This is a genomic window from Nitratireductor sp. J20-h4 (genome assembly GCF_056780505.1).
Window position 1 is genome coordinate 1915663 of the sequence record NZ_CM165557.1, and the last position, 23284, is coordinate 1938946.

Genomic DNA, 23284 nt, shown 5'->3' on the forward strand with positions numbered 1-23284 from the left:
CATGTCGCAAAAGCCTACATTTCCGCGACGTCGCCGTCATCATCCTCGGGACGGCCTTCGTCGAGAAATTTCTCCGCGATCAGGCCCGCATTCTGGCGCAGCGCCAGTTCGATCTCGCCGGCCATCTCCGGATTGTCGCGCAAAAACTGCTTGGCGTTTTCGCGCCCCTGGCCGAGCCGCTGCGAATTGTAGGAGAACCAGGCGCCGGACTTTTCCACGATGCCCGCCTTCACCCCGAGATCGACCAGCTCTCCGGTCTTCGACACGCCCTCGCCATACATGATGTCGAACTCGACCTGCTTGAAGGGCGGCGCGAGCTTGTTTTTCACCACCTTGACCCGGGTCTGGTTGCCGGTGACCTCGTCGCGATCCTTGACCGCGCCGATGCGGCGAATGTCGAGCCGGACCGAGGCGTAGAACTTCAGCGCATTGCCGCCGGTGGTGGTTTCGGGCGAGCCGAACATGACCCCGATCTTCATGCGGATCTGATTGATGAACACGACCATGGTGTTGGAGCGCGAGATCGAGGCGGTCAGCTTGCGCAGCGCCTGGCTCATCAGCCGCGCCTGCAGGCCCGGCAGCGAATCGCCCATCTCGCCCTCGATCTCCGCGCGCGGCGTCAGCGCGGCGACCGAATCGATCACCAGCACGTCGATCGCGCCCGAACGCACCAGCGTGTCGCAGATCTCCAGCGCCTGCTCGCCGGTGTCGGGCTGCGAGATCAAAAGATTTTCCAGGTCGACGCCCAGCTTGCGGGCATAGACCGGATCGAGCGCGTGCTCGGCGTCGACGAAGGCGCAGATGCCGCCCTTGCGCTGCGCCTCGGCCACGGTGTGCAGCGCCAGCGTCGTCTTGCCCGAGCTTTCCGGCCCGTAAATCTCGATGATGCGGCCCTTGGGCAGCCCGCCGACGCCGAGCGCGATATCGAGCCCGAGCGAACCGGTCGACACCGTCTCGATCTCGACCACCTGCTCGTTGCGGCCAAGCCGCATGATCGAGCCCTTGCCGAACGCACGCTCGATCTGCGAAAGCGCCGCATCCAGAGCCTTGGATTTATCCACCGAATTGTCCTCAACCAGCCGCAATGAGTTCTGAGCCATGATACATTACCCTTCAATCGTCAATGAAGCCCGGTCGCTTCTTATTCCTCGTTGATTTGTACCCGCTTTGTTCCGTTTATGCAAGTTTGCAAATTTGGTTTGAAATCAATATTTTGATGATAAAGTTCTTTTTTTGTTCGTATCCGAGCCCCTCCGGATATATCCCCTCTCCGGCCGCGTTCGGTCCCCGCCATGGGCGCGGCGCGGCCGATTCGGGCGGGCCCGTTGCCAGCGCAAAAGCCGGCCGGTAATGTCGCCGCGCCGGCCGCGCGCCGGCCCGTCTTTTCCTCGCAGTCCGGCGCCGCGATGTCTTCACCGTCCCGTACAGTTCTTGCCGTCGGCGGCGCCCATATCGACCGGCGCGGCAGGGTCGGCGGGCCGTTCGTGCCCGGCGCCTCCAACCCCGGCACGATGCGCGAGGAGGTCGGCGGCGGCGTTTTCAACGCCGCGCGCGTCATGGCCGGGCGCGGGGCCCGTGTCGCGCTGATGGCGGCGCGCGGCGGCGATGCGGCCGGCGAGGCGGTGGCGGCCGCGATCGCGCAGGCCGGCATTGAGGATCTGTCGGGCGTCTATCTCGACCGGACCACGGCAAGCTACACGGCGATTCTCGACGCCGACGGCGACGTGGTCGCCGCGCTCGCCGACATGGCGCTTTACGACGCCGCCTTCGACCGGCAGCTGCGCCGCGCAAGCGCGCGCGAGCGTGTCGCCGCCGCCGACGCGGTGTTGTGCGACGCCAATCTTTCCGCCGCCGCGCTCGACCGGCTGGCCGGCCTTGCCGCCGGCACCCCGCTTTACGCGATCGCGATCTCGCCGGCCAAGGTCGGGCGCCTGGCCCCGGTCGCCGACCGGCTGGCCTGTCTGTTCATGAACCGGCGCGAGGCGGCGGCGCTGACGGCCACCGCGGCGGACACGCCGCCCGAGGCGCTTGTGGCCGCCCTGCGCGCGACCGGCCTTGCACGCGCGGTGGTGACGGCCGGCGGCGACGAGCTCATCGCCTTCGACGACCGGGCGCTCTACCGCCTGACGCCGCCGCCGCCGCGCCGGATCGCCGACGTCACCGGCGCCGGCGACGCCCTCGCCGGCACCATGGTCGACAGCCTGACGGCAAAAATCCCTTTCGCCGAAGCGCTGCGCTGCGGCGTCGCCGCGGCCGTGCTGTGCCTGGAAAGCCGCGCAACGGTCGCCGATCACGACGCGCAGACCTTCGCACAGACGCTGGCGCGCGTGCCGCCGGCCGCATCCCTTCCCCTCCCGCAAGACAGAATGGTTTCCCATGATCCCGCCTAGCGCCCAGCCTCTCATCGACATCGCCCAACCGGTGGCGCGCGCGCTCGCCGACAACCAGCCGGTGGTCGCCCTCGAAAGCACCATCATCACCCACGGCATGCCCTATCCGCAGAATGCCGAGATGGCGGCCAATGTCGAAGCCATCATCGAAGCCGAGGGCGCCGTTCCGGCCACGATCGCCGTCATCGACGGACGGCTCAAGATCGGCCTCACGCCGCAGGAGCGCACCACGCTCGCCAAGACCGGCGACACGATGAAGCTGTCGCGCGCCGACCTTGCCTTTGCCGTCAGCCAGCGCCGGACAGGCGGCACCACGGTCGCCGCCACCATGATCGGCGCGGCACTCGCCGGCATCAAAGTGTTCGCCACTGGCGGCATCGGCGGCGTGCACAAGGGCGCGGAAACCAGTTTCGACATCTCCGCCGATCTCGACGAACTCGCCCGCACGCCGGTTATCGTGGTCTCGGCCGGCGCCAAGGCGATCCTCGACATCGACAAGACGCTGGAAGTGCTGGAAAGCCGCGGCGTGCCGGTGGTGACCTATGGCAGCGATACGGTGCCGGCCTTCTGGTCGCGCCGCTCGCCGCATCCCGCGCCGCTGCGGCTCGATACGCCGGAGGCGATCGCGAGGTTTTTCGAGACCCGCGGCGCGCTCGGCCTCGGCGGCGGCATGCTGGTCGCCAATCCGGTTCCGGCCGAAGACGAGATCCCGGCCGACGAGATGGCCGGTTTCATCGCCGCCGCGCAGGCGGACGCCGAAGCCGAGGCGGTGTCGGGCAAGGCCGTCACCCCGTTCCTGCTCGCCCGCATTCTGCAACTGACCGGCGGACGCAGCCTGGCCACCAATATCGCGCTGGTAGAAAACAATGCCCGGCTGGCCGCGCGTATCGCGGCCGCGCAAAGCGCCTGATCGCCGGCGCCGGCCTTACTCGCCGTTTTCCAGCATGTCCTTGACCACGGTCGCCAACTGCTTGAGCGAGAACGGTTTCGGCAAAAAGCCGAACTTGGCCTCCTCGGGCAGGTTTTTGGCGAATGCGTCCTCGGCATAACCCGAAACGAAGACGAAACGGATGTCGGGCTGGATTTTGAGCAACTCGCCCAAAAGCGTCGGTCCGTCCATTTCCGGCATCACCACGTCGGAGACCACGATGTCGATCTTGCCGTCGAGTTCCTTGAAGATCTCCAGCGCCTCGAGGCCCGACGTCGCTTCGTGCACGGTATAGCCGCGCGAGGTGAGCGCGCGCATTCCGCCCATGCGCACGGCGTCCTCGTCCTCGACCAGAAGCACCGTGGCCGACCCCGACAGGTCCTTTTGCTGGGCAGCGGCCGCCGCCGGCGGCGCGGCTGCCGCCTTGTCGGACGCGGCGACCTCCGCGGTCTCGTCCCGCTCGGCCTCGACATGGCGCGGCAAGAAGATGCGGAACGTCGTGCCGGCGCCTTCTCGCGAATCGCAGAAGATGAAACCGCCGGTCTGCTTGATGATGCCGTAGACCATCGACAGGCCGAGCCCGGTGCCCTTGCCGACCTCCTTGGTGGTGAAGAACGGCTCGAAAATCTTCTTCAAAACATCGGTGGGAATACCGGTGCCGGTATCCATGACCTCGACCAGCACGTAATCCGCCGGCACAAGCTCGCGATAGGGCAGCGCCGCACACTCGTCGGCCGCGCAGTTGCGGGTGCGCACCGTCAGTTCGCCGCCGTCGGGCATGGCGTCGCGGGCGTTGACGGTGAGGTTGACGATCACCTGCTCGAACTGGCCGAGATCGACGCGCACTGGCCACAGGTCGCGGCCATGCTCGATCCTGAGCTTGATCTCGTTGCCGATCAGCCGCGCCAGCAGCATGCGCAGATCGGCCAGCACGTCTGTCAGGTTCAGGACTTCCGGACGCAGCGTCTGGCGTCGGGAAAAGGCGAGCAGCTGCCTGACCAGCGAGGCGGCGCGGTTGGCGTTCTGCTTGATGTTCATGATGTCGGGAAAGGAGGGATCCGACGGGCGGTGATTGGTCAGCAACAGATCCGAGGCCATGATGATGGCCGTCAGCACATTGTTGAAATCATGCGCGATGCCGCCGGCGAGTTGGCCGACCGCTTGCATTTTCTGCCCCTGGGCCATCTGCGCCTCGAGCGCTTTCTGCTCGGTGGTTTCCACGGCATAGACGATCGCCGCCTCCTCCGCGTCCTCGCCCGCGTCGGCCACGGCATTGACGTAAAAGCGCATGTGGCGCTCGTCGTCGCCGGGAAGCACGGTATCGATCGGCGCGATATCGGCCTGGCGCAGCCTGGCCTTTTCCAGCGCGGCGGCGAAGGTCGCGCGATCGCGCTCGTGAATGACCGTTTCCAGGCGCAGCTTGCTTTCGACCGAGGCCCGGTCGACCACCGAGCCGAACAACGACAGGAAGGGGGCGTTGGTGCGCAGGATGCGCCCCTTGCCGTCGACGCCGGCGATCGCCATCGGCGTGGAGTTGAAGAACCGCGTAAAGCGCACCTCCGAGGCGCGCAGATCAGCGGTCGCGTCCTCGCCCTTGGCGCGATTGAGCACGATGGTGCGGCTCGCGCCGGGCACGCCGTCGCGGCTGGCCATGGTCTTGTGCATGAAGCGCACCGGCAGCGCCTCGCCGCCGCCCGTCAACAAATCAAGGTCGATGACGGCGTTGCGCACCGAACCGGGCTCCGCTTTCACCGAGCGGATCAGCGCCATGCCGTCGCCGGCGACGATCTCCGGCAGGGTGACGGAACCCGGCGAAAAACTGGCCAGGTCGATGCCCAGCCATTCGGCCAGCGTCGCGTTGACATAGGTCACACGATCGTCCGCATCGGTGGAGAAAAAACCAGCGGGGGCGTGATCGAGATGGTCGATCGCCTGCTGGAGATCGAGAAAGAATCGTTCCTGTTCGGCGCGCTCGGCGGAAATATCCTCGATCTGCCAGGACAATAACGGCTGGCGCTGCACCGGCGCGGCGAAGCTGCGTGCCCTGGCGCGATACCAGTGGGCGCCCGGCTCCGATCCCGGCCGTATCGACTGCGACATGCGAAATTCGCCCTCGCCGCTCTGGCCGTCGCGCAGGGCCGAGGCGATCCGTTCCACCACCGGCGCGGCGTCGGGATTATCGGACAGCAAGCCCTCCACCGAGCGCACGTCGGCGGCCGAACTGGCGCCGGTCAGATCGGCATAGGCACGGTTGGCGTAGCAGACCCGCCCCTTCAGATCGCTGACGATCAGCCCCTGCGGCATGGAATCGACATAGGCCTTGGCCAGTTCGTCGCCGCTGGAGCGCGGCGCGATCTGCACGAAGCCGATCGCGGTGGCGAACAGATAGCCGATGCCGATCATCGCCAGCACGCCGAGCATGCCGAGCAGAAACGGATCGCCGAAACGGTCGCGCATGATCACGAACAAAAAGGCGGCGCAAATCAGGACAGCGATGAAAACCACCAGACGGGCGATGGTGCCCGGGCGCGCATTCTGGTCGACGATCGGGTCGGGATAGCCCTTCCCCCGGCCTTCTCCTGCCATTGCCGCTCCGTCCTGCCCGATTCCTGTCGATTGAGCCCGACCGGTATGAATCACATTCTGGGCGCAGGCGAAAGCCCGTCTGCCCGCTTGCCGTCAGATTCCGTCACGCAACCCCAACCGGGCCCGGCCGGAATTCGGGCGCGGCGATACGCCGAGCACCCATATTCCGGCGCCGGCGCGCCGCCGCCCCGACCGGTTCAACCCGTCGGTCGATATCTGCGGCAAACACGGCGCGAAGCGTTTCCATTTGAACATGAAACGTTTTAGTGTTCGCTACCAGAACGCGGGGGGAAAGGAAGCGACAATGACAGCATGGCTGGACGGGATGATCGGACCTCAATACGCACCGCTGGTCGGCTGGGTCCTCCTGGCCCTGGTGATCATCGTCATCGTTCTGCTCGCCTTGCGCCTGCTGCGCGGCATTACGGCCGGGACCTTCATCGCCGGCGGACGCAACCGCAAGGCCAGGCTCGCCGTCATGGACGCCACCGCGATCGACACACGCCGCCGCCTGGTCCTGGTCAGGCGCGACGACGTGGAACATCTCATTTTGATCGGCGGCACGAGCGACATCGTCGTCGAACAGGACATTCGCATGATCCACAAGGCGTCGCGCTCGATCACCGACGAGGCCGAAGCGCCGGTGCGCCAGCCCCCGCCGCAGCCGGCGCCCGCACCGGAGAAGAAGGAACACACCGCGGCCAGGCCGTTTTCGGGCTTGCGTGGTCCTGAGCGTACGGCGCCTCCCGCGCGCCCCGCCGCGCCACCCGTGGCCCGGCCGCCGTCGCCGCAGCCTGCACCGCCGGCCGCCAAACAAGCCCCCGCCTGGCGCCAGGCGGAACCGGCACCCGCCCCCAGGCCTCAGCCGGCACCGGCACGACCTGCAGCACAGGCACCCGCGGCACCTGTTGCCGCGGCCGCGCCCAAACCGGCGCCGGCGCCCGCGCCCGCCACGCACGACGACAGCGACCTGGACGATGCGCTGCTGCGCGAGCTCAATCAGTCCTTGAGCGCGGAAGCCCCGAAGACCCGGGCCAAGGACGGCTCGCTCGACGACGAAATGACAAAACTGCTCGGCGAGCTGTCACGCGAGGGAAAGTAGTGTTCGGCGCGGTTTCGGACGTGTTTCGGGCTTCGGACGACGCGCGAATAACGAGCGCGTAGCAGGCCTGACGAAAATCGCCGCCCCGCCGATCAATAACGCATGAAAAAAGACGGCCTCGTCAGCCGCCTCGTTCCACCATGCCGCCTACTGGGCCTCTCAATCGTCGCGATAGACCTTTTCGCGCCGTTCGTGCCGCTCCTGCGCCTCGATCGACAAGGTCGCGATCGGCCGCGCGTCGAGGCGCTTGAGCGAGATCGGCTCGCCGGTTTCCTCGCAATAGCCATACGTGCCGTCATCAATGCGCTGCAAGGCGGCATCGATCTTGGAGATCAGCTTGCGCTGACGATCGCGGGCGCGCAATTCGATCGCCCGGTCGGTTTCCGACGACGCGCGGTCGGCGAGATCGGGATGATTGGCGTTTTCCTGCTGCAACGATTCCAGGGTTTCGCGTGCTTCCCGCAAAATATCGTTCTTCCACGAGATCAGCTTGGTCCTGAAATAGGTCTTCTGCCGTTCGTTCATGAACGGCTCGTCCTCGGACGGGACGTAGTTCTGTTCTTTGGTTCCACTCATTCGAGTCACCCCGCACAATGAACCGGCGCTTATATATTCGGGCGAATCTGACGGCACAAGCACAAAGGTCGGGGAAATCACGTCTTTGTCAGACGTGAGTCCCGCCCCCCGGCGCCGGCGCGACACAATGCCGGCGCCAGCGGCGATATTGCGCCGGCCATGGCGGATGCCTTAGGAACAGGATCGGACACGGTGCGTGTGGCGCCGGACGGGAGACCTGGATGAGCCGCCTCTTTCTGCTGCGCCACGCCAAGGCGGCCTGGGCCGAGCCGGGCGGGCGCGATTACGATCGCGCCCTGACCGAGGACGGCCGCCGCCAGGCCGCCGCGATCGGCGCGGCGATGCGCGCCGGCGGCCATGTGCCGAGCGCGGTCGTGTGCTCGCCGGCCCGCCGGGCGCTCGAGACCTGGCAGGGCGTGGCCGCCGTCCTCGGGCGCAAGCCCGGCGAGGCGCGGATGTCGGACACGCTCTATGGGTCGGATCCCGGCGCCTATCTGACCATCATGCGCAACAATGGCGACGCCGAAGCGCTGTTGATCGTCGGGCATAACCCGATGATCGAGGAACTGGCCCTGGCTTTCGCCCGGCACGGAAACGAGGAGGCCCGCCAGCGCCTGGCGCGCGGTTTCCCGACCGCCGGGCTGGCGGTGTTTTCCTTTGTAGGACCGCTTTTCGAGGCGTCGGCCGCCGATGCGCGCTTCGATGTTTTTCTGACGCCGGAGTCCGCATGAGCGCATGTGGAGCCGTGGCTCCATTCCAATTCGCGGACACGCTGCCTATATCGGTGAGGTTTGAGCGCAACCGCACGGAGGCGATTTGGCGTCCCTGACAACCTATGCCGACGAGGCGCTGATCGCGCTCGACACGCTCGCCAGCCGCGCCACCGGCATCGTCGCCCCGAATATCAGGCTCGGCGTGACCGGCCTGTCGCGGGCCGGCAAGACGGTTTTCATCTCTTCGCTGGTGCACAATCTGATCCATGGCGGGCGCCTGCCGTTGTTCGAGGCCCAGAAGACCGGCCGTATCGCGCGCGCCTTTCTTGAGGAACAGCCCGACGATGCCGTGCCGCGCTTCCAGTACGAGGACCATATCGACGCCCTGGTGAGGGAGCGCCGCTGGCCCGAATCGACCCGGGCGATATCCGAACTGCGCCTGACGATCGCCTACGAATCGGCCTCGGCCTGGGGACGCATGTTCTCGCGCGGCCAATTGTCGGTCGATATCGTCGACTATCCGGGCGAGTGGCTGCTCGACCTGCCGCTGCTCGGCAAGAGCTACGCCACCTTCTGCCGCGAATTGCGCGAACTGGCCGAACTGCCGGTACGCGCCGACCTCGCCGCCGACTGGCTGGCCGCGGCAAGCGCGGTCGATCCCGAAGCCGATGCCGACGAGATGACGGCAAAGGCGCTCGCCGACCGCTTCGCCGCCTATCTGAGAGCCTGCAAGGACGACAGCCGCGCGCTCTCCACCCTGCCGCCCGGCCGTCTGCTGATGCCCGGCGACCTCGATGGCTCGCCGGCGCTGACCTTCGCCCCGCTGCCGCAGAAAAAGACCGGCCGCACACGCCCCGGCTCGCTCTACGCGATGATGGAGCGCCGGTTCGAGGCCTATAAGACCCATGTCGTGAAGCCGTTCTTTCGCGAGCACATCACCCGGCTCGACCGGCAGATCGTGCTGGTCGACGCCCTGCAGGCGCTCAATGCCGGCCCGGCCGCGCTCGCCGACCTCGAGCGCGCACTGACCGATATTCTGTCCTGCTTCCGGCCCGGACGCGGCAACCTGGTCACCGACCTGGTGACACGCCGCATCGACCGCATCCTGGTCGCGGCGACCAAGGCGGACCATCTGCACCACGAAAACCACGACCGGCTACAGACCATCGTGCGCCGGCTCGCCGACCGCGCCGTGGCCCGGGCGCGGCTGACCGGCGCCGAGGTCGACGCCGTCGCATTGGCCGCATTGCGCGCCACCCGCGAGGGCACGGTCCGGCAGGGCGGCGAGGATCTGCCGGTGATCATCGGTACGCCGCTTGACGGCGAGACGATCGGCGACGAGACCTTCGACGGCGAGACCGAGACCGCGGTCTTTCCCGGCGACCTTCCGGACAATATCGGGCCGCTTTTCGACGCCGCCGCCAACACGACGCCCGTCGAGACGGTGCGTTTCGTGCGCTTCCGTCCGCCACGCCTGGAACGGTCCGCCGACGGCCTTTCGCTGGTCCTGCCGCATATCCGGCTCGACCGGGCGCTGCAATTCCTGCTCGGGGACCGGCTGGCATGAGCAACGACCGCAAGCCCGCCGCCTTCCGCCTGCCGGCGCACGAGGCTCCCTCCAAGCCGGCCACGGCGGGCAAGACGGCCGACGCGCCCGCAGATCGAAAACCACGCCGGCCGCGCGCCGTGCGCGGCGACGAGTTGGTCGCCGTCAAGAAGGACGAGGTCGACTATTTCGAAGACGGCGCCGACGCCGAACTGCGGCCGCTGCCGCCGGCGCCGCGCCGCTCGCGGCTTGCCTCGCTGTTTTTCGGCGCCACCGGCATCCTGATATCGCTTGCCGTCGGCCTGTGGATCGATCGCCTGGTGCGCGACCTGTTTGCCCGCGCCGACTGGCTCGGCTGGACCGCGATCGGCCTGACCGCGCTTGCCGGCGCGGCGCTGGCGGCAATCCTGCTGCGCGAAGTCCTGGCCTTGATGCGACTGGCCTCGGTCGAGCGCATGCGCCGCCGCGCCGACGATGTCGTGGCGCGCGCCGACCCAAAAGCGGCCCGCGAACTGACCGACGATCTATCCGGTTTTCTCGCCGCCAAGCCCGACACCGCAGCCGGTCGCGCCGCGCTGGACGCGTTGCGTGACGACGTCATCGACGCGCCCGACCTGATCGCCCTGGCCGAGACCGAATTGCTGGCACCGCTCGACAGGCGCGCGCGCCGGCTTGTGCTTGACGCGGGAAAGCGGGTGTCGCTGGTCACCGCCGTCAGCCCGCGGGCGCTGGTCGACCTTGTCTACGTGCTTTACGAAGCCGTTCGGCTCGTGCGCCGGATCGCCGATCTCTACGGCGGCCGTCCCGGCACGCTCGGCTTTTTCCGCCTGATGCGCTCGGTGCTCGCCCATCTCGCGGTCACCGGCTCGATCGCCGCCGGCGACAGTATCGTCCAGCAGATTCTCGGCCACGGCCTGGCCGCGCGCCTGTCGGCGAAGCTCGGCGAAGGCGTGGTCAACGGCATGATGACGGTTCGGATCGGCATCGCCGCGATGGAGGCCGCAAGGCCCCTGCCCTTCCGTGCGCAAAAACGACCCGGAATGGGCGATTTTCTTTCCGCGCTGACCCGGCTGGTCGGCGAAAAAGCGGAAAAGCAGCCTCCTTCCGCATGAAAAGCCGCGAAATCCGCGCTTGAAAGACGGCGCGGAGTTGCGCATTCTGCGACAAAGCCGCGCGGCCTAGACAAAGCATTAACCATTCTGGGTCAAGGATCGGCCGTCGCGTCCAGTATTTCGGTGACCGGGTAGCCAGATGAATCGTGTTCTTCGCACACTCTTGCCGTCGGCAGCCGCGGCATTGTTTTTCTCGCAGGCCACGGCGCTTGCCGCTGATCGCGACCACACTTTCTTCAAGTCGGTCCGCGGCGAATGGGTCGGCCCCGGCGAGATCGTCGCCGGCAAGTACAAAGGCACCAAATTCACCTGCACGCTCACCGGCGCCGCGCATTCCGACAAGGTTGGCATGACACTCGGCGGGAGCTGCCGCGTCGGCGTGTTTTCACAAAAAATGTCGGCCTCGATCGTGCGCCATGGCAAGGGCTATCGGGGCACGTTTCTCGACGGCGCCAGCGGCAAGGGGCTCGACATCGTCGGCGGCAACATCAATGGCTCGCGCGCCGTGATGTCGCTCAACCGCGACAAGCTCAACGGCGCCATGCTGGCCCGCATGAAGGGCGACGACGCCATGAACGTCACCGTCTCGGTACGCGTCGACAAGGAACTCGTGCCGGTCATCGGCATGAATTTGAAGCGGGTCGACGCCACCGCGGTCGGAGCCGTGTCGCGCAAATAGGGTTTTCGCGCCGCTTGGCGGACCGGCGCCGCCTCAGTCCACCCGATCGTTTCCAAAACGGGTCCTAGCCGCGCCACCAGTCATCGCCCGTTTCGACGACGCTGATGCCGCCCGCGTCGACCCTGTCGAGATAATGCTCGACGCCAAAACCGTCGAAGGTCAGGTCCGGCGCGATTTCCCGCAACGGTAGCAGCACGAAGGCGCGTTGCAGCATGCGCGGATGCGGGAGTTCGAGCCCGTCTTCGCAAAGCGTCGTGGCGCCATGGCACAGCACGTCGACATCGATCACCCGCGGACCGCCCGGTATGGTGCGCACGCGTTTCAATTCCCGCTCGGCCCCCAGACACAGTTCAAGCAGGGCGCGCGGGTAAAGCGTGGTGCGAAGCTCGGCCACGCAATTGAGAAAATCCGGTTGCGCCACCGCGCCCCAGGGCGGCGTGCGATAGACGGAGGAGACCGTCACCACCCGGGTCGAACCGTCGGCATCGATGAGACGCAGCGCCGCCGCCATCGCCGCCAGCGGGTCGCCGAGATTGCCGCCGAGCCCGAGAAAGGCGCGGACCTCATTGCGGCCAGACAAGCGTCACCTCCACATGGTCGAGCACGCCCGGCACCGGCGCGTTCGGCTTCCTGACGGTGATTTCCGCCTGCTTGATCTGCGGAAAGCGCTCGCACAGCTGCCTGGCGACATCGCGTGCCAGCGCCTCGATCAGGAACCGACGTTTTCCAGTCACGATCTCCTCGATTACCTGGAACGCCGCGCCATAGTCGACGGTGGCGCCGATGTCGTCCGCTTCGAGCGGCTTTTGCGGATCGACGGTCAGCGCGGCATCGACATAGAACCGCTGCCCCAGCGCCTCCTCGGCGTCGTACACGCCGTGACGTGCGAAAAAGGCGCAGTTTTTCAGCCGGATGACATACATGGCGGCGCTCTCAGCGTTGCGGACGGGCGGCCAGCATAGCATCCACCATCTTCAGCGCATCCACGTTGATTGCGACGTCGTGCACCCGAAAAACCGCCGCGCCTTTCATGCGCAGAAAGACGCTGGTCGCGGCCGTTCCCGCCCCCCGCGCGCCGGGCTCGCGACCGGTGACGTGGCCGATGAAACGCTTGCGCGACGTCCCGGCGAGCAAGGGCCGCCCGAGCGCGTGCAGTTCGCCGAAACGCGCGGCGAGTTCCAGATTGACCGCCGCCGTCTCCTTGCCGAATCCGAAGCCCGGGTCGAGCACGATGCGGTCTGTGCCGAGCCCGGCGCCGCGTGCGATGGCGAGCGAGCGCTGCAGGAAGACGCGTTGATCCTCGATGAGGTCGGCTTCGAGCGCGCGTGCGCGACTGTTGTGCATCAACACCGCGCCGGCGCCGCTCTCCACGATTGCGGCCGCCATTTCAGGATCGTGCTGCAAGGCCCAGATATCGTTGATGATATGGGCGCCGGCCGCGATCACCCTGCGCGCCGTTTCGGCGCGATAGGTATCGACGGAAATCAAAACGTCGGAGCGGCGCGCCAGCGCCGCGATCACCGGCAGCACCCGCGATTGCTCCGTTTCGGCATCGACCGCGCCGGCGCCCGGCCGGGTCGATTCGCCGCCAATATCGACGATCGCGGCGCCTTGCGCCTCCATCGCGAGGGCCGCCTCGACCGCCGCATCGCGGTTGGCGAACAGGCCGCCGTCGGAAAAACTGTCCGGCGTGACGTTGACAATGCCCATCACCACCGCCTTGGGGCCGAGGGTGAGGCTACGGCCGTGGGCGAGAGGCCAAATCGTCGGTTCCGTCGTGATCGCGTCCTCGCTCATCGTCGCTATGCTCCGGGTCCGGCGATGCCTGCAGCACACCGGCTTTCTGGTTGCGCCGCCTGCCGGTCTGGCGCATGGTCAATCCTTGGCCTTAACCGGGATCGGCCGCCATGAGAAGGTCAGTCTACGCCCTGACGATATTGCTTGCCGGCACGGCCGCCGTGGCGGCCCAGACCGTGTCGCGCAGCTACAGCTATTTTTCGATCGGCGGACGCACGCTGGAGGAGATCGACCGGGAGCTGTCCAAGCGCGGCCCCCAGGTGCAAAGCACCGGCCAACGCCACCCCGGCGCCACGCGGATGAAATTTTCGACCAAGCTGACCCATGCCAGCACCGATCGCTGGTGCGCGATCGACAAGGTCAGCGTCTCGGTCGCGGCCCGCATCATCCTGCCGCGCTGGGTCCAGCGGCGGCGCGCCGACGGCGACACGCGTTTGATCTGGGACACGCTGTCGGCCGATATCAAGCGGCACGAGGAATTCCACGTCCAGATCGCCAAAAGGCACGCGCGCGAGCTCGAACAGCGGCTTCGACGCATCGACCGGCGCCGCGATTGCGCGGCCCTGAAGGAAAAGGTCGACCGCGTCACCGCCTATGTCATGCAAAAGCACGACCAGGCCCAGGAACGGTTCGACCGCGTCGAAGGCAAGACCTTCGAGGACCGGATGATGCGGCTTTTGACCTACCGCCTGCAGCGGATGGAAAAGCGCCGGCAGTCGCAATAGACCGCCGGCCGCGACGCCGTCTTCAGCTCACGCCGAGCTTTTTCTGCAGGCTTGTCGACGATGTCGTGTACTGGAAGACCACGCGTTCGCCGGGGTTGCAGATGCGCTTGGCGGCCTGCGTCATCAGCGCCGCCTCGTGGAAACCCGACAGGATCAGCTTGAGCTTGCCCGGATACCAGTTGATGTCGCCGATGGCGAAAATGCCGGGCTCGGAGGTTTCGAACTTTTCCGTATCGACCGGGATCAGGTTCTCGTGCAGATTGAGCCCCCAATCCGCGATCGGCCCCAGTTTCATCGTCAAGCCGAAGAACGGCAGCATGCGCGTGCAGGCAATCTCGACATCGCCGTCCGGCCCCTTGATCACGGCCGCCTTCAACATGCCGTCCTCGCCGATCAGCTCCTTGACCTGGCCGACCTGAAAATCGAGCGCCTTCGTTTCCTGCAGCGCATACATCTTGTTGACGCTGTCGGGCGCAGCGCGGAATTCCGGACGGCGATGCACCAACGTCAGCGATCTGGCGACCGGCTGCAGGTTGAGCGTCCAGTCGAGCGCGGAATCGCCGCCGCCGACGATCAGCAGGTCGTGACCGCGAAATTCCTCCATCCGCCGCACGGAATAAAACACGCTCTTGCCCTCAAACGCCTCAATGCCGGGGATCGGCGGGCGCTTGGGCTGAAACGATCCGCCGCCGGCCGCGATGACCACGACCTTGGCCTCGAAAATCTCGTTTTCGTCGGTGGTGACGCGAAAACCGCCCTCGTCCAGCCGCTCCAGGCCGGTGACCATGCGGTTGAAGGTAAAGCCCGGCTTGAACGGCGCGATCTGCTCCATCAATTTGTCGACCAGTTCCTGGGCCGAAATGACCGGCCACGCCGGAATGTCGTAGATCGGTTTTTCGGGATAGAGCTCGGCGCACTGGCCGCCCGGACGGTCGAGAATGTCGATCAGATGGCATTTCATGTCGAGCAGACCCAGCTCGAACACGGCGAACAGGCCGACGGGCCCCGCACCGATGATGAGAACGTCGGTCTGTGTCGTCATGATTGGTCTCGCGCTCCGGCCGCTGCAGTCGATGGCACGCTAGAGTGCTTCCGGCTGCCGGCGCAAACGGATTTTCGCCGCACCCCGGCAACACGGCGCCCGCGTCGGCGGCGGCGATGCGAACGAAAGCGAATAAGGATAGGGCCCGTTCAGGCCTGACGCTCCGGCACGGTCACGACCAGCCCGTCGAGCTCGGAGCGCACCGTGATCTGGCACGACAGCCGTGAATTCGGGCGCACGTCGTAGGCGAAGTCGAGCATGTCTTCTTCCATCGCCTCGGGCTCGCCGACTTTTTCGGTCCAGGCCTCGTCGACATAGACGTGGCATGTGGCGCAGGCGCAGGCGCCCCCGCATTCGGCCTCGATGCCGGGAACCGCGTTCTTGATGGCGTTTTCCATCACGGTCGAGCCGTCCTCGGCGTCGACATCGAACTTGGTTCCGTCATGCGCGATATAGGTGATCTTGGTCATACAGGCGATCCCGACAGAAAGTGACCTGCCGACTTAACCGCTTCGCCACTTGTGTCAACCGCGCCGTCGTCGCACCGGCGGGATCGACGGGTGGCACATCCCGCCACACGGCCTCGCGCCCGCGGACGAAAACCAAACGGCCCGACCGAGTTTGCAGCGGTCTCGATTAACGGTTGATCGCCGCAACGAAATCGCGCACGTCCTCGATGGCTTTGGAAAGTCCGTCGACAGCCCGCTTGTCGTCCGGATCGGTCTCCAACGCGTCGGCCAGTTCGGCAACGATGAAGGCGCCGACGCCACGCGCGGAGCCTTTCAGGCCGTGGGCGAGAAACCGGCGCTGCGCCGCATCGGAGCGACCGATCTGGTCGCGCACGCTCTGGGCCTGCTGGACGAACATCGACAGGACTTCCTGTTCAAGCGCCCGGTCTCCCATAGTCTGCCTGGCCAGATGCACCAGATCGATCGGCCGGCGCCGCGAGGCAACGCATGTTTCGCCGCCCGGCATCGCAAACGGCACGACCTCTACGCTCGGATACGCCATACTCTTCACCCGTTCTGTCCCAACACTCCAAACCCTAATTCACGGGCGTGGATAACGGGTTAATCGAAACTGCCGCTTTGTGACCGATTTTGGACCAGAATCGTGAAAGCGCGTTAACCCTATGTTTAAACTTTTAGGCATGCGCACAAATGCGTGTTTTCTTTACCCCTGTGTGCCACTACGATACGTCCACCAAAATTGTGTGGCGTATACGGGGCGTAGCGTGCGGACGCGAGGCGGGTTTGCACGTGGAATAACAGGGTACCAGCGGCATGGCGCGTAAGACAACGACGACCAAGAAGCTTGAAAGCGATGTCGAGAGCGATCTCGCTGAATCGCTCGAATTCGATCTGAACGATCAGGAAATCGATCTTTCCGCTTCGATGGCCGAACTGGAGGCCCAGATATCGGCGGCCGCCGAGGAACTGGCGCGCGAAGGCCGTGGCGACGAGGAAGAGCCAAAGGCTGAAAGCCAGCCGAAAACGCGGGAAAAACAGACCCCCGCGGCGAAGGCCGACACGCCAGTTGCCAAGGACGCGTCGCGCGCCGACTTGCGTCCGGCCACGCCCGACGCCGCCGCAGGCGCGGCCCGCCCGTCCTTTGCGCCGGCCAATGACGACCGCCAGAAAAACTATACCAGCATGCTGGCGACCCTCAATCAGCGGCCGTCGGGGACCGTGTACTGGATCGCGGCGACACTGTCGGTGCTGTGGATCAGCGCAGGGCTGGCGCTCGGGCACTATCTGTTCGCGCCCGCGATCTGGCAGGTGCGCAGTTTCGACCAGTTGCTGGCCACGCCGGGGGCCATCGCGATCGCCGCTGGCGTTCTCGTTCCGGTGCTGCTGTTCTGGGCCTTCGCCGTGATGGTCCGCCGCGCCCAGGAAATGCGCCTGGCCGCCCAGTCGATGACCGAAGTCGCCTTCCGCCTGGTCGACCCCGAAGCCCTCTCCCAGGAACGCATCATGACGGTCAGCCAGGCCGTGCGACGCGAGGTCCAGGCGATGGGCGAAGGGATCGAACGCACCCTGGCGCGCGCGGTCGAACTCGAAACGCTGGTTCATACGGAAGTCAACGAACTCGAGAACGCCTATTCCGAAAACGAAAGGCGTATCAGGCTATTGGTCGACGGTCTTGGAACGGAACGCGAAGCTGTCATCAGCCATGCCGAGCGGGTACGGGCCTCGATCGCCGGCGCGCATGAGCTGATCCGCGACGAGCTCAACAGCGCCAGCGACCTGATCCAGGATACGGTTTCCAACGCCTCCGGCACGCTCAATTCCACCATCGCAACCGCGGGCGAGACGCTGCTTGCCCAGATTGGCGAACGCGGCGACACGCTGCAGGGCGCGATCGACGAGCGCGTCGAAACCATCGCCAGCCGCATTTCGGTGTCCGGCGAGGCGTTCGCGAGCCTGCTCGATGAGCGGATCGTGTCGCTGACCGAAAAGACGGAGACGGCGGCGCGTTCGCTGTCGGACCTGCTCGACGAGCGCACCAGCGGCATGGTTTCGCTGCTGGGTGCGTCCACCGAGACCCTGACACGCGAATTCGACGGCCGGCTGCAGGAGATCGAGCGCACGCTCGCCGAGCGCGGCCAGTCGCTGATCAGCGAATTCGAGACCAGGGCTCAGGCTGTCGACACCGGCGCCGAAAAGCTCAACGCCGCGCTCGAGGCGCGGGCGCGCCAGATCAACGAAACGCTGGCCGAACGCTCGCGCGAGCTCGCCGACGCCTTCCGCACCGGCCGCGATGAAATCTCGACCGCCGTCGACGAGGGCAAGGCGCGCATCGGCAGCGAGATGTCCGAGCTCGTCCAGTCCACCGCGACCATGCTCGACGACCGCGCCGCCGCCTTCGGCGAGAAGCTCGAGGCCGGCCGCAACCGCATGTCGGAACTGCTGGAGGCAGATCTTCAGCGCCTGCATGGCGAGCGCACGACCATCGACGACGTCGTATCCGGCTATGTCGACAAGCTCGCCGAAGGCCGGACGCAACTCACCGCCGCGCTCGATTCCGATCTGCAGCATCTCGCCGAGGCGCGCACGGAGATCGACGGCGTGGTTGCCGGCCATATCGGCAAGATCGCCGAAGGTCGCAAACTGTTCCGTCAGGCGCTCGACGACGACCTGTCCCACCTCACCCAGGCGCGCGCCGAGATCGACGGCGTGGTGTCCGGCCATCTGGAACAGATCCAGCAGGGCCGCGGCGAGATCACGCGCGCGCTCGACGAAGATATCGCCCGCGTCGAGCACACGGTCGCCACCCAGATCGACAAGCTGTCTGAAAACCGCAACCTGCTGACGGAGGCCTTCGACGGCGAAGCCGAAAAGCTGGGCGCTCTCGTTTCGGGACAGCTCGAGCGTCTGAACGACGGTCGCGAGCGGCTGAGCCAGGCCCTGGAAGCCGACCTGCTGCAGCTTTCCGAGGCCCGCTCCGAAATCGACGGCGTGGTCGTCGGCCATATCGGCAAGCTCGCCGAAGGCCGAAAACTTTTCCGCCAGGCGCTCGACGACGATCTTGGCCGGCTTGCCGACACGCGCGCCGAAATCGATTCGGTTGTGTCGCAACATGTCGACAGGCTGGTCGAGGGCCGCGGCGCCCTCACCCAGGCGCTGCAGGATGATCTGTCCGGCATCGAATCGGTGGTCCAGACCCAGATCGACAAGCTGGCCGAGCACCGCAACGCGATCACCGACACCGTCCAGCGCGACATCGCCCATGTCGAGCAGGCGGTCGCAGCCCATCTCGACAAGCTGGCCGAGGGGCGCAGCACGATTTCCGGCGCGCTCGACGAGGATCTGCAAAGGCTCTCCGAGACGCGGGCCGAAATCGACGGCGTGGTCATGAAACATCTCGGCACGCTGTCGGAACGTCGCAAGCTGTTCCGCCAGGCGCTCGACGAGGACCTTTCCCGCCTGACCGACGCCCGTTCCGAGATCGACGGCGTGGTTACCGCCCATGTCGGCAAGCTGGCCGAAGGCCGCAACATCCTGTCGCAGGCTCTCGACGCCGACATGCAGCAGATCGAATCGACGCGCTCGAACATCGAGGCGATGGTCAGCGAACAGCTGACCCGGCTGTCGGAGGGTCGCGACCAGGTGGCCGCCTCGATCGAGGCCGATCTGGTGCGGCTGTCGGAGACACGCGGCATGATCGACCAGGCGATCGCCGACCACGTCGCCCGTCTGGCCGATGGCCGCAACGTGCTGACCCAGGCGCTCGAGGACGACCTGTCAAAACTGTCCGACACGCGTGCCTTGATCGATTCGGTGGTCAACGAGCATCTCGAAAACCTCGCCGGCCGCCGCCACGAATTGTCGCGCGCGCTCGACGAGGACCTCAACAAGCTCGCCGAAGCCAATCGCAACATCGATTCCTCGGTGACCGCGCATGTCGGCAAGCTCGCCGAAGGCCGCAACATCATGGCGCGCGCGCTCGAGCAGGATCTGGAGAAGCTTTCCGAGACCCGTTCGATGGTCGACGCCGCGGTCCAGGCTCATATCGACCTCCTGTCGCGGAGCCGAGGCGACATCACCCAGGCGCTCGCCGGCGACGTCGAGAAGATCGAGGAGACCTTCCGCCGCCAGACCGGTGTGATCGAAGAGCGCACGAGCACCATGCAGCGCGCGCTCGACGTCGGTGTGGACAATGTCCGCGCGACGATCGAAAACACCGCCATGGTCGTGGCCGGATCCCTGCGCGACAAGGTTCTGGAAATCACCACCACGCTGTCGGACGACGCCGGCAAGGTGTTCGAGGACGCAGACGAGCGCATCGCCAAGCGGGTCGAACAGACCGCGACGACGCTTCTCGGCCGGGCCGACGACGTCACCCAGGCCTTCGACGAGGCCGGACGCACTCTCGACCAGCGCGTCGCCGCAACCGGCGAAAAGCTGTCGCAGCGCGCCGTCGCGCTGTCGAGCGCGTTCGACGCGGCCGACGAAAAGCTGGCCGCGCGCGCCGGCGAAACGTCCAGGACGCTCGGCGAACGCGCCGAGGCGATCTCGCGCGTGTTCGAGCAGGCCGACGAGAAGCTGGCCGCGCGCGCCGAAAGCTCGGCCAGGACGCTGCTCGAACGCTCCGGCGGCATCGTGCGTGCTTTCCAGGAGGCCGACGAGCGCATCGTCCAGCGCACCCAGGAAACCTCGAGCGAGCTGGCCAAGCGCGCCGAGCAGATCGCCGCGACGCTTTCCGATGTCGAAAAGCGGCTCGGAGACGGCGCCGAATCGATCGTCAACAAGGTTGGCGGCCAGATCCAGACCGCCGAGGAACGGCTTGCCGGCAGTGCCGAGCGGATCGGCGAAAAGCTGGTCGAGCAGGTGTCGAAGACCGAGACCCAACTGGTTTCGCGCGCCAACGTGATCGCCGAGACCTTCTCGGCGGTGAACCAGCATATCGGCCAGCGCACCGAGGAAGCCGCCAAGACGCTCGACGAGCGCACACGCGAGCTCAACGATCTGCTGGCGAGCCGCTCGGCCGACATTGCCCGCATCATCGACGAAAAGGCGCGTCCGCTGATCGAGAGCTTTGAAGAATCGGGCGGCGAACTGCAGAAGAGCCTCGAGACGGCCACCCAGAAGGCGACCGAGCGCCTGCGCAGCGAAAATACCGCGCTGGTCAACGCCATCGCCAGCCGCACCGCCGAATCGCTGTCGGCCATGGAAGGCGCGCGCGAGACTTTGGCCGGCAAGGTCAACGAACTGCTCGACCGCCTGGCGCACTCCAGCAGCCGTCTCGGCGAGTTGATCGAAGGCGCCACCGGCAATCTCGGCGCGGTCGACGAACGCCTGACCGGCGCGACGCAGAATTTTGCCGCGTCGACCGAAAAGGCCGCCCAGACCTTCGCCAGCTCGGCGCGCATGATCGACACCAATGTCGGCCGCCTGTCGGACCTGTCCTCGCAGACGCTCAACGAGATCGCCGGGATCGCCAGCCGCTTCGACGAGCACAGCAAGCTTCTGGCGCAGGCCCAGGACCTGATCGGCTCGGCCCAGTCCAACCTCACCTCCACGCTGGAGGACCGCCAGAAGGCGCTCGAGGAACTGGCCGTCGGCCTGGTCAAGAAATCCGAGGACATCGAGGGCCTGATGCGGTCGTTCGAGAACGTCGTCGGCGACGCCATCGAAAAGGCGGAGGGCCGTACGATTGCGACCACGGACCAGATTCGCAACGCGATCTCGGAAGTGATCGATGCGGCGACCGCGCGCTTTGCCGACGCCACCCAGGAAATCCGCGGCACCGCCGGCGCCATCCGCGCGGAGCTGGAGGAAACCCGCTCCGAACTGAAGCGCGGCGTGCTCGAGATGCCCGAAGAGGCGAAGGAATCAACCGGCGCGATCCGGCGCGCGGTGTCCGAACAGATCGCCGCGCTCAAGGAACTGGCTGACATCGTCGCCAAATCTGGCCGCATGTACGATGTCTCGGATCCCGCAGCGCAGCCCGACGCCACGCCGACGACACGCCCTGCCGAAACGGCCCGCCGCCCGGTCGAGGCCGCGCCGCAGCCCGTGCGTGGACCGCGGCCGGCTCCGGCTCCGGCCGCACAGTCGCGTGTGCGTGAGGCCGTCGACGAGCCGGCCCTGCGTGGCAGTATCGGCCCGTCCGAGGCCGAGACCGCCGGTCGCAACGACACCGAGCTCGCGCAGGAAGGCGGCTGGGTGAAGAATCTGCTGCGCCGCGCCTCACAGGAGGAGGAAGCGCCTGCGCCCGCCTCCCGCGCCGCCGCGCCGCGCTCGGCGCTGCATGTGGTGGAATCGCTCAACTCGCTGTCGGTCGATATCGCCCGCGCCATCGACCACGAAGCCTCGGTGGAACTGTGGCAGCGTTATCGGCGCGGCGAGCGCAACGTCTTCACGCGCCGGCTCTACACGCTGAAAGGCCAGCAGACCTTTGACGAGATCCGGCGCAAATATCAGGTCGACGGCGAATTCCGCGCCGCGGTCGACCGCTATTGCGAGGATTTCGAAAAGCTGCTGCAGGACGTTTCACGCAACGACCGCGACAACATGGTGTCGGAAACCTATCTCACCTCCGACACCGGCAAGGTCTACACCATGCTTGCCCATGCGAGCGGGCGGTTGCGGTAGGACCGCAAGCGGCCGGACGCGCGACAAGCGCCCGGCCGCGTTTTCTTTCTCGGCAATATATGTGCATACGATGCTCCACTATGCCGGCCCGGCGGCGGAGCCGGAGGCCATGCGCGCCTCGCCGCTTGCCGAAAACATCGCCAGCGGATTGGCTGGCGGCAACGAAGACGGCGCGCGACCCCGGCTGAAGCATGTCCGTCGAAGACCCCGCCATCGAAGCGCCAGATCTTCCTGGTTGCTCACGTGCTGAGGCAAAACCGCTTCGCACCTTGGCGCAAATGACGGGAGGGGCCGCACTCGTCGGCGGCACATGGGTCAGATCGAGGACACCGTCCAATCGACGATATCGGTGGCCACCCTGCCGAAAGCGGCGTCGAGCGCGGCCGCGAAGCCGTCATTGCCGCTGCCGGCGACCGGCACCTCGGCCGAAAAGCTGCGCGCCGCGCGCACCACGCCGTTGCGATCGTTCAAGATGCGCACGAACAGCTCCGCCCGCGCGCGCTGTCCCCCGCCGACCACGATGTCGAAGGCCCGGATTTCGACGATGACCTGATAGTCGATCGCCAGCCCCTCGCCCGGCTTGCCGACGCCGCCGAAACGCCCGGAACGCTGGAAGGTCTCGGCCAGCCGCGCCTGCACGACCTTGGGCAGGCGGTCGCTCCATTGCGCGCCCTTGAGGAATTCCACTGAACCGGGACCGGGCTTGACGACGATGTTTTCGCCGTCGAGCGGCTTCAGCGCCGATGGCTCGGCGACCAGGATCTGGGTGCGTGTCCGGCGCCGGCCGGCGGGATCGATCGCCGGCGCGCTCAATTCATAGGTATCAAGCGGCGCGGGCGATCCACCCGGCAGGGCTGCGCACCCGGTGAGAAACGCGGCGATCACCCATACGCCAATCGAACTGCGACCGCGCCTCAAACACTTGCTCCCGCCGGACATTGAACGGCAGGTCCCTGCTGCCTCGCCCTCTCGTCTCTGTTCTTGAGGCGGT

General features: G+C 66.4%; 19 protein-coding genes. 9 read left to right on the forward strand and 10 right to left on the reverse strand.

Annotated features, from left to right (window positions below):
* Positions 1 to 14: 14 nt before the first annotated feature.
* Positions 15 to 1100, reverse strand: a complete 1086-nt coding sequence (gene recA / locus ACT2B0_RS09365) for a recombinase RecA (protein WP_473463935.1) — start codon at positions 1098 to 1100, stop codon at positions 15 to 17.
* A 306-nt stretch (positions 1101 to 1406) separates the two neighbouring features.
* Between recA and ACT2B0_RS09370 the strand changes: the two genes are divergently transcribed.
* Both ACT2B0_RS09370 and ACT2B0_RS09375 read left to right on the forward strand, forming a co-directional pair.
* Positions 1407 to 2390, forward strand: a complete 984-nt coding sequence (locus ACT2B0_RS09370; protein ID WP_473463938.1) for a carbohydrate kinase family protein — start codon at positions 1407 to 1409, stop codon at positions 2388 to 2390.
* Entirely contained in the window at positions 2377 to 3300 is a 924-nt protein-coding gene (locus ACT2B0_RS09375) for a pseudouridine-5'-phosphate glycosidase (RefSeq protein WP_473463941.1), read from the forward strand. The genes ACT2B0_RS09370 and ACT2B0_RS09375 overlap by 14 nt, the downstream gene beginning before the upstream one ends.
* Before the next feature lie 15 nt (positions 3301 to 3315).
* Here ACT2B0_RS09375 and cckA read toward each other — a convergent pair whose 3' ends face one another.
* On the reverse strand, positions 3316 to 5904 hold the full coding sequence (cckA, locus tag ACT2B0_RS09380) for a cell cycle histidine kinase CckA (RefSeq protein WP_473463943.1): 2589 nt from the start codon (positions 5902 to 5904) through the stop codon (positions 3316 to 3318).
* A 304-nt stretch (positions 5905 to 6208) separates the two neighbouring features.
* Here cckA and ACT2B0_RS09385 point away from each other — a divergent pair, with 304 nt between their 5' ends.
* The gene (locus tag ACT2B0_RS09385; protein WP_473463945.1) at positions 6209 to 7006 is read left to right on the forward strand and encodes a flagellar biosynthetic protein FliO; all 798 of its coding nucleotides are present in this window, start codon (positions 6209 to 6211) and stop codon (positions 7004 to 7006) included.
* Between the two features lie 159 nt (positions 7007 to 7165).
* Here the strand turns inward: ACT2B0_RS09385 and dksA are convergent, their stop codons facing one another.
* On the reverse strand, positions 7166 to 7582 hold the full coding sequence (gene dksA, locus ACT2B0_RS09390; RefSeq protein ID WP_106569272.1) for an RNA polymerase-binding protein DksA: 417 nt from the start codon (positions 7580 to 7582) through the stop codon (positions 7166 to 7168).
* A gap of 221 nt (positions 7583 to 7803) precedes the next feature.
* Between dksA and ACT2B0_RS09395 the strand changes: the two genes are divergently transcribed.
* From ACT2B0_RS09395 to ACT2B0_RS09410, 4 genes are all read left to right on the forward strand, one after another.
* On the forward strand, positions 7804 to 8313 hold the full coding sequence (locus ACT2B0_RS09395; RefSeq protein WP_473463949.1) for a SixA phosphatase family protein: 510 nt from the start codon (positions 7804 to 7806) through the stop codon (positions 8311 to 8313).
* 85 nt (positions 8314 to 8398) lie between these two features.
* The gene (locus tag ACT2B0_RS09400; RefSeq protein ID WP_481658475.1) at positions 8399 to 9862 is read left to right on the forward strand and encodes a YcjX family GTP-binding protein; all 1464 of its coding nucleotides are present in this window, start codon (positions 8399 to 8401) and stop codon (positions 9860 to 9862) included.
* Positions 9859 to 10953, forward strand: coding sequence for a YcjF family protein (locus ACT2B0_RS09405; protein ID WP_473463956.1), 1095 nt, complete (start codon positions 9859 to 9861; stop codon positions 10951 to 10953). Before ACT2B0_RS09400 ends, ACT2B0_RS09405 begins: the two co-directional genes overlap by 4 nt.
* Positions 10954 to 11092: 139 nt before the next feature.
* Positions 11093 to 11632 (forward strand): hypothetical protein, encoded by a 540-nt coding sequence (locus ACT2B0_RS09410; RefSeq protein ID WP_473463958.1) that lies wholly within the window; start codon positions 11093 to 11095, stop codon positions 11630 to 11632.
* Between the two features lie 64 nt (positions 11633 to 11696).
* On the opposite strand, the gene folK is transcribed toward ACT2B0_RS09410, so the two are convergent.
* Genes folK through folP form a run of 3 tightly spaced genes read right to left on the reverse strand, consistent with a single transcriptional unit; the run spans position 11697 to position 13429 of the window.
* Positions 11697 to 12212 carry a 2-amino-4-hydroxy-6-hydroxymethyldihydropteridine diphosphokinase gene (gene folK / locus ACT2B0_RS09415; protein ID WP_473463960.1) on the reverse strand — a complete coding sequence of 172 codons (516 nt, stop codon included), beginning with the start codon at positions 12210 to 12212 and terminating at the stop codon, positions 11697 to 11699.
* Entirely contained in the window at positions 12196 to 12555 is a 360-nt protein-coding gene (gene folB, locus ACT2B0_RS09420; RefSeq protein WP_473463962.1) for a dihydroneopterin aldolase, read from the reverse strand. The genes folK and folB overlap by 17 nt, the downstream gene beginning before the upstream one ends.
* Positions 12556 to 12565: 10 nt before the next feature.
* Entirely contained in the window at positions 12566 to 13429 is an 864-nt protein-coding gene (gene folP / locus ACT2B0_RS09425) for a dihydropteroate synthase (protein WP_473463965.1), read from the reverse strand.
* 110 nt (positions 13430 to 13539) lie between these two features.
* Here folP and ACT2B0_RS09430 point away from each other — a divergent pair, with 110 nt between their 5' ends.
* On the forward strand, positions 13540 to 14154 hold the full coding sequence (locus ACT2B0_RS09430; RefSeq protein WP_473463968.1) for a DUF922 domain-containing Zn-dependent protease: 615 nt from the start codon (positions 13540 to 13542) through the stop codon (positions 14152 to 14154).
* Positions 14155 to 14176: 22 nt separating this feature from the next.
* On the opposite strand, the gene ACT2B0_RS09435 is transcribed toward ACT2B0_RS09430, so the two are convergent.
* The 3 genes from ACT2B0_RS09435 to ACT2B0_RS09445 all read right to left on the reverse strand — a co-directional run bounded on the left by ACT2B0_RS09435 (position 14177) and on the right by ACT2B0_RS09445 (position 16207).
* Entirely contained in the window at positions 14177 to 15196 is a 1020-nt protein-coding gene (locus ACT2B0_RS09435) for an NAD(P)/FAD-dependent oxidoreductase (RefSeq protein WP_473463971.1), read from the reverse strand.
* 149 nt (positions 15197 to 15345) lie between these two features.
* Entirely contained in the window at positions 15346 to 15666 is a 321-nt protein-coding gene (locus ACT2B0_RS09440; RefSeq protein WP_473463974.1) for a 2Fe-2S iron-sulfur cluster-binding protein, read from the reverse strand.
* A 166-nt stretch (positions 15667 to 15832) separates the two neighbouring features.
* On the reverse strand, positions 15833 to 16207 hold the full coding sequence (locus tag ACT2B0_RS09445) for an Hpt domain-containing protein (RefSeq protein ID WP_473463976.1): 375 nt from the start codon (positions 16205 to 16207) through the stop codon (positions 15833 to 15835).
* Positions 16208 to 16479: 272 nt separating this feature from the next.
* Here ACT2B0_RS09445 and ACT2B0_RS09450 point away from each other — a divergent pair, with 272 nt between their 5' ends.
* Positions 16480 to 22293: an apolipoprotein A-IV repeat region-like domain-containing protein gene (locus tag ACT2B0_RS09450; protein WP_473463979.1), complete on the forward strand. Its 5814-nt coding sequence runs from the start codon at positions 16480 to 16482 to the stop codon at positions 22291 to 22293.
* A gap of 315 nt (positions 22294 to 22608) precedes the next feature.
* On the opposite strand, the gene ACT2B0_RS09455 is transcribed toward ACT2B0_RS09450, so the two are convergent.
* Positions 22609 to 23232, reverse strand: a complete 624-nt coding sequence (locus ACT2B0_RS09455) for an ABC-type transport auxiliary lipoprotein family protein (protein ID WP_473463981.1) — start codon at positions 23230 to 23232, stop codon at positions 22609 to 22611.
* Positions 23233 to 23284: the final 52 nt, after the last annotated feature.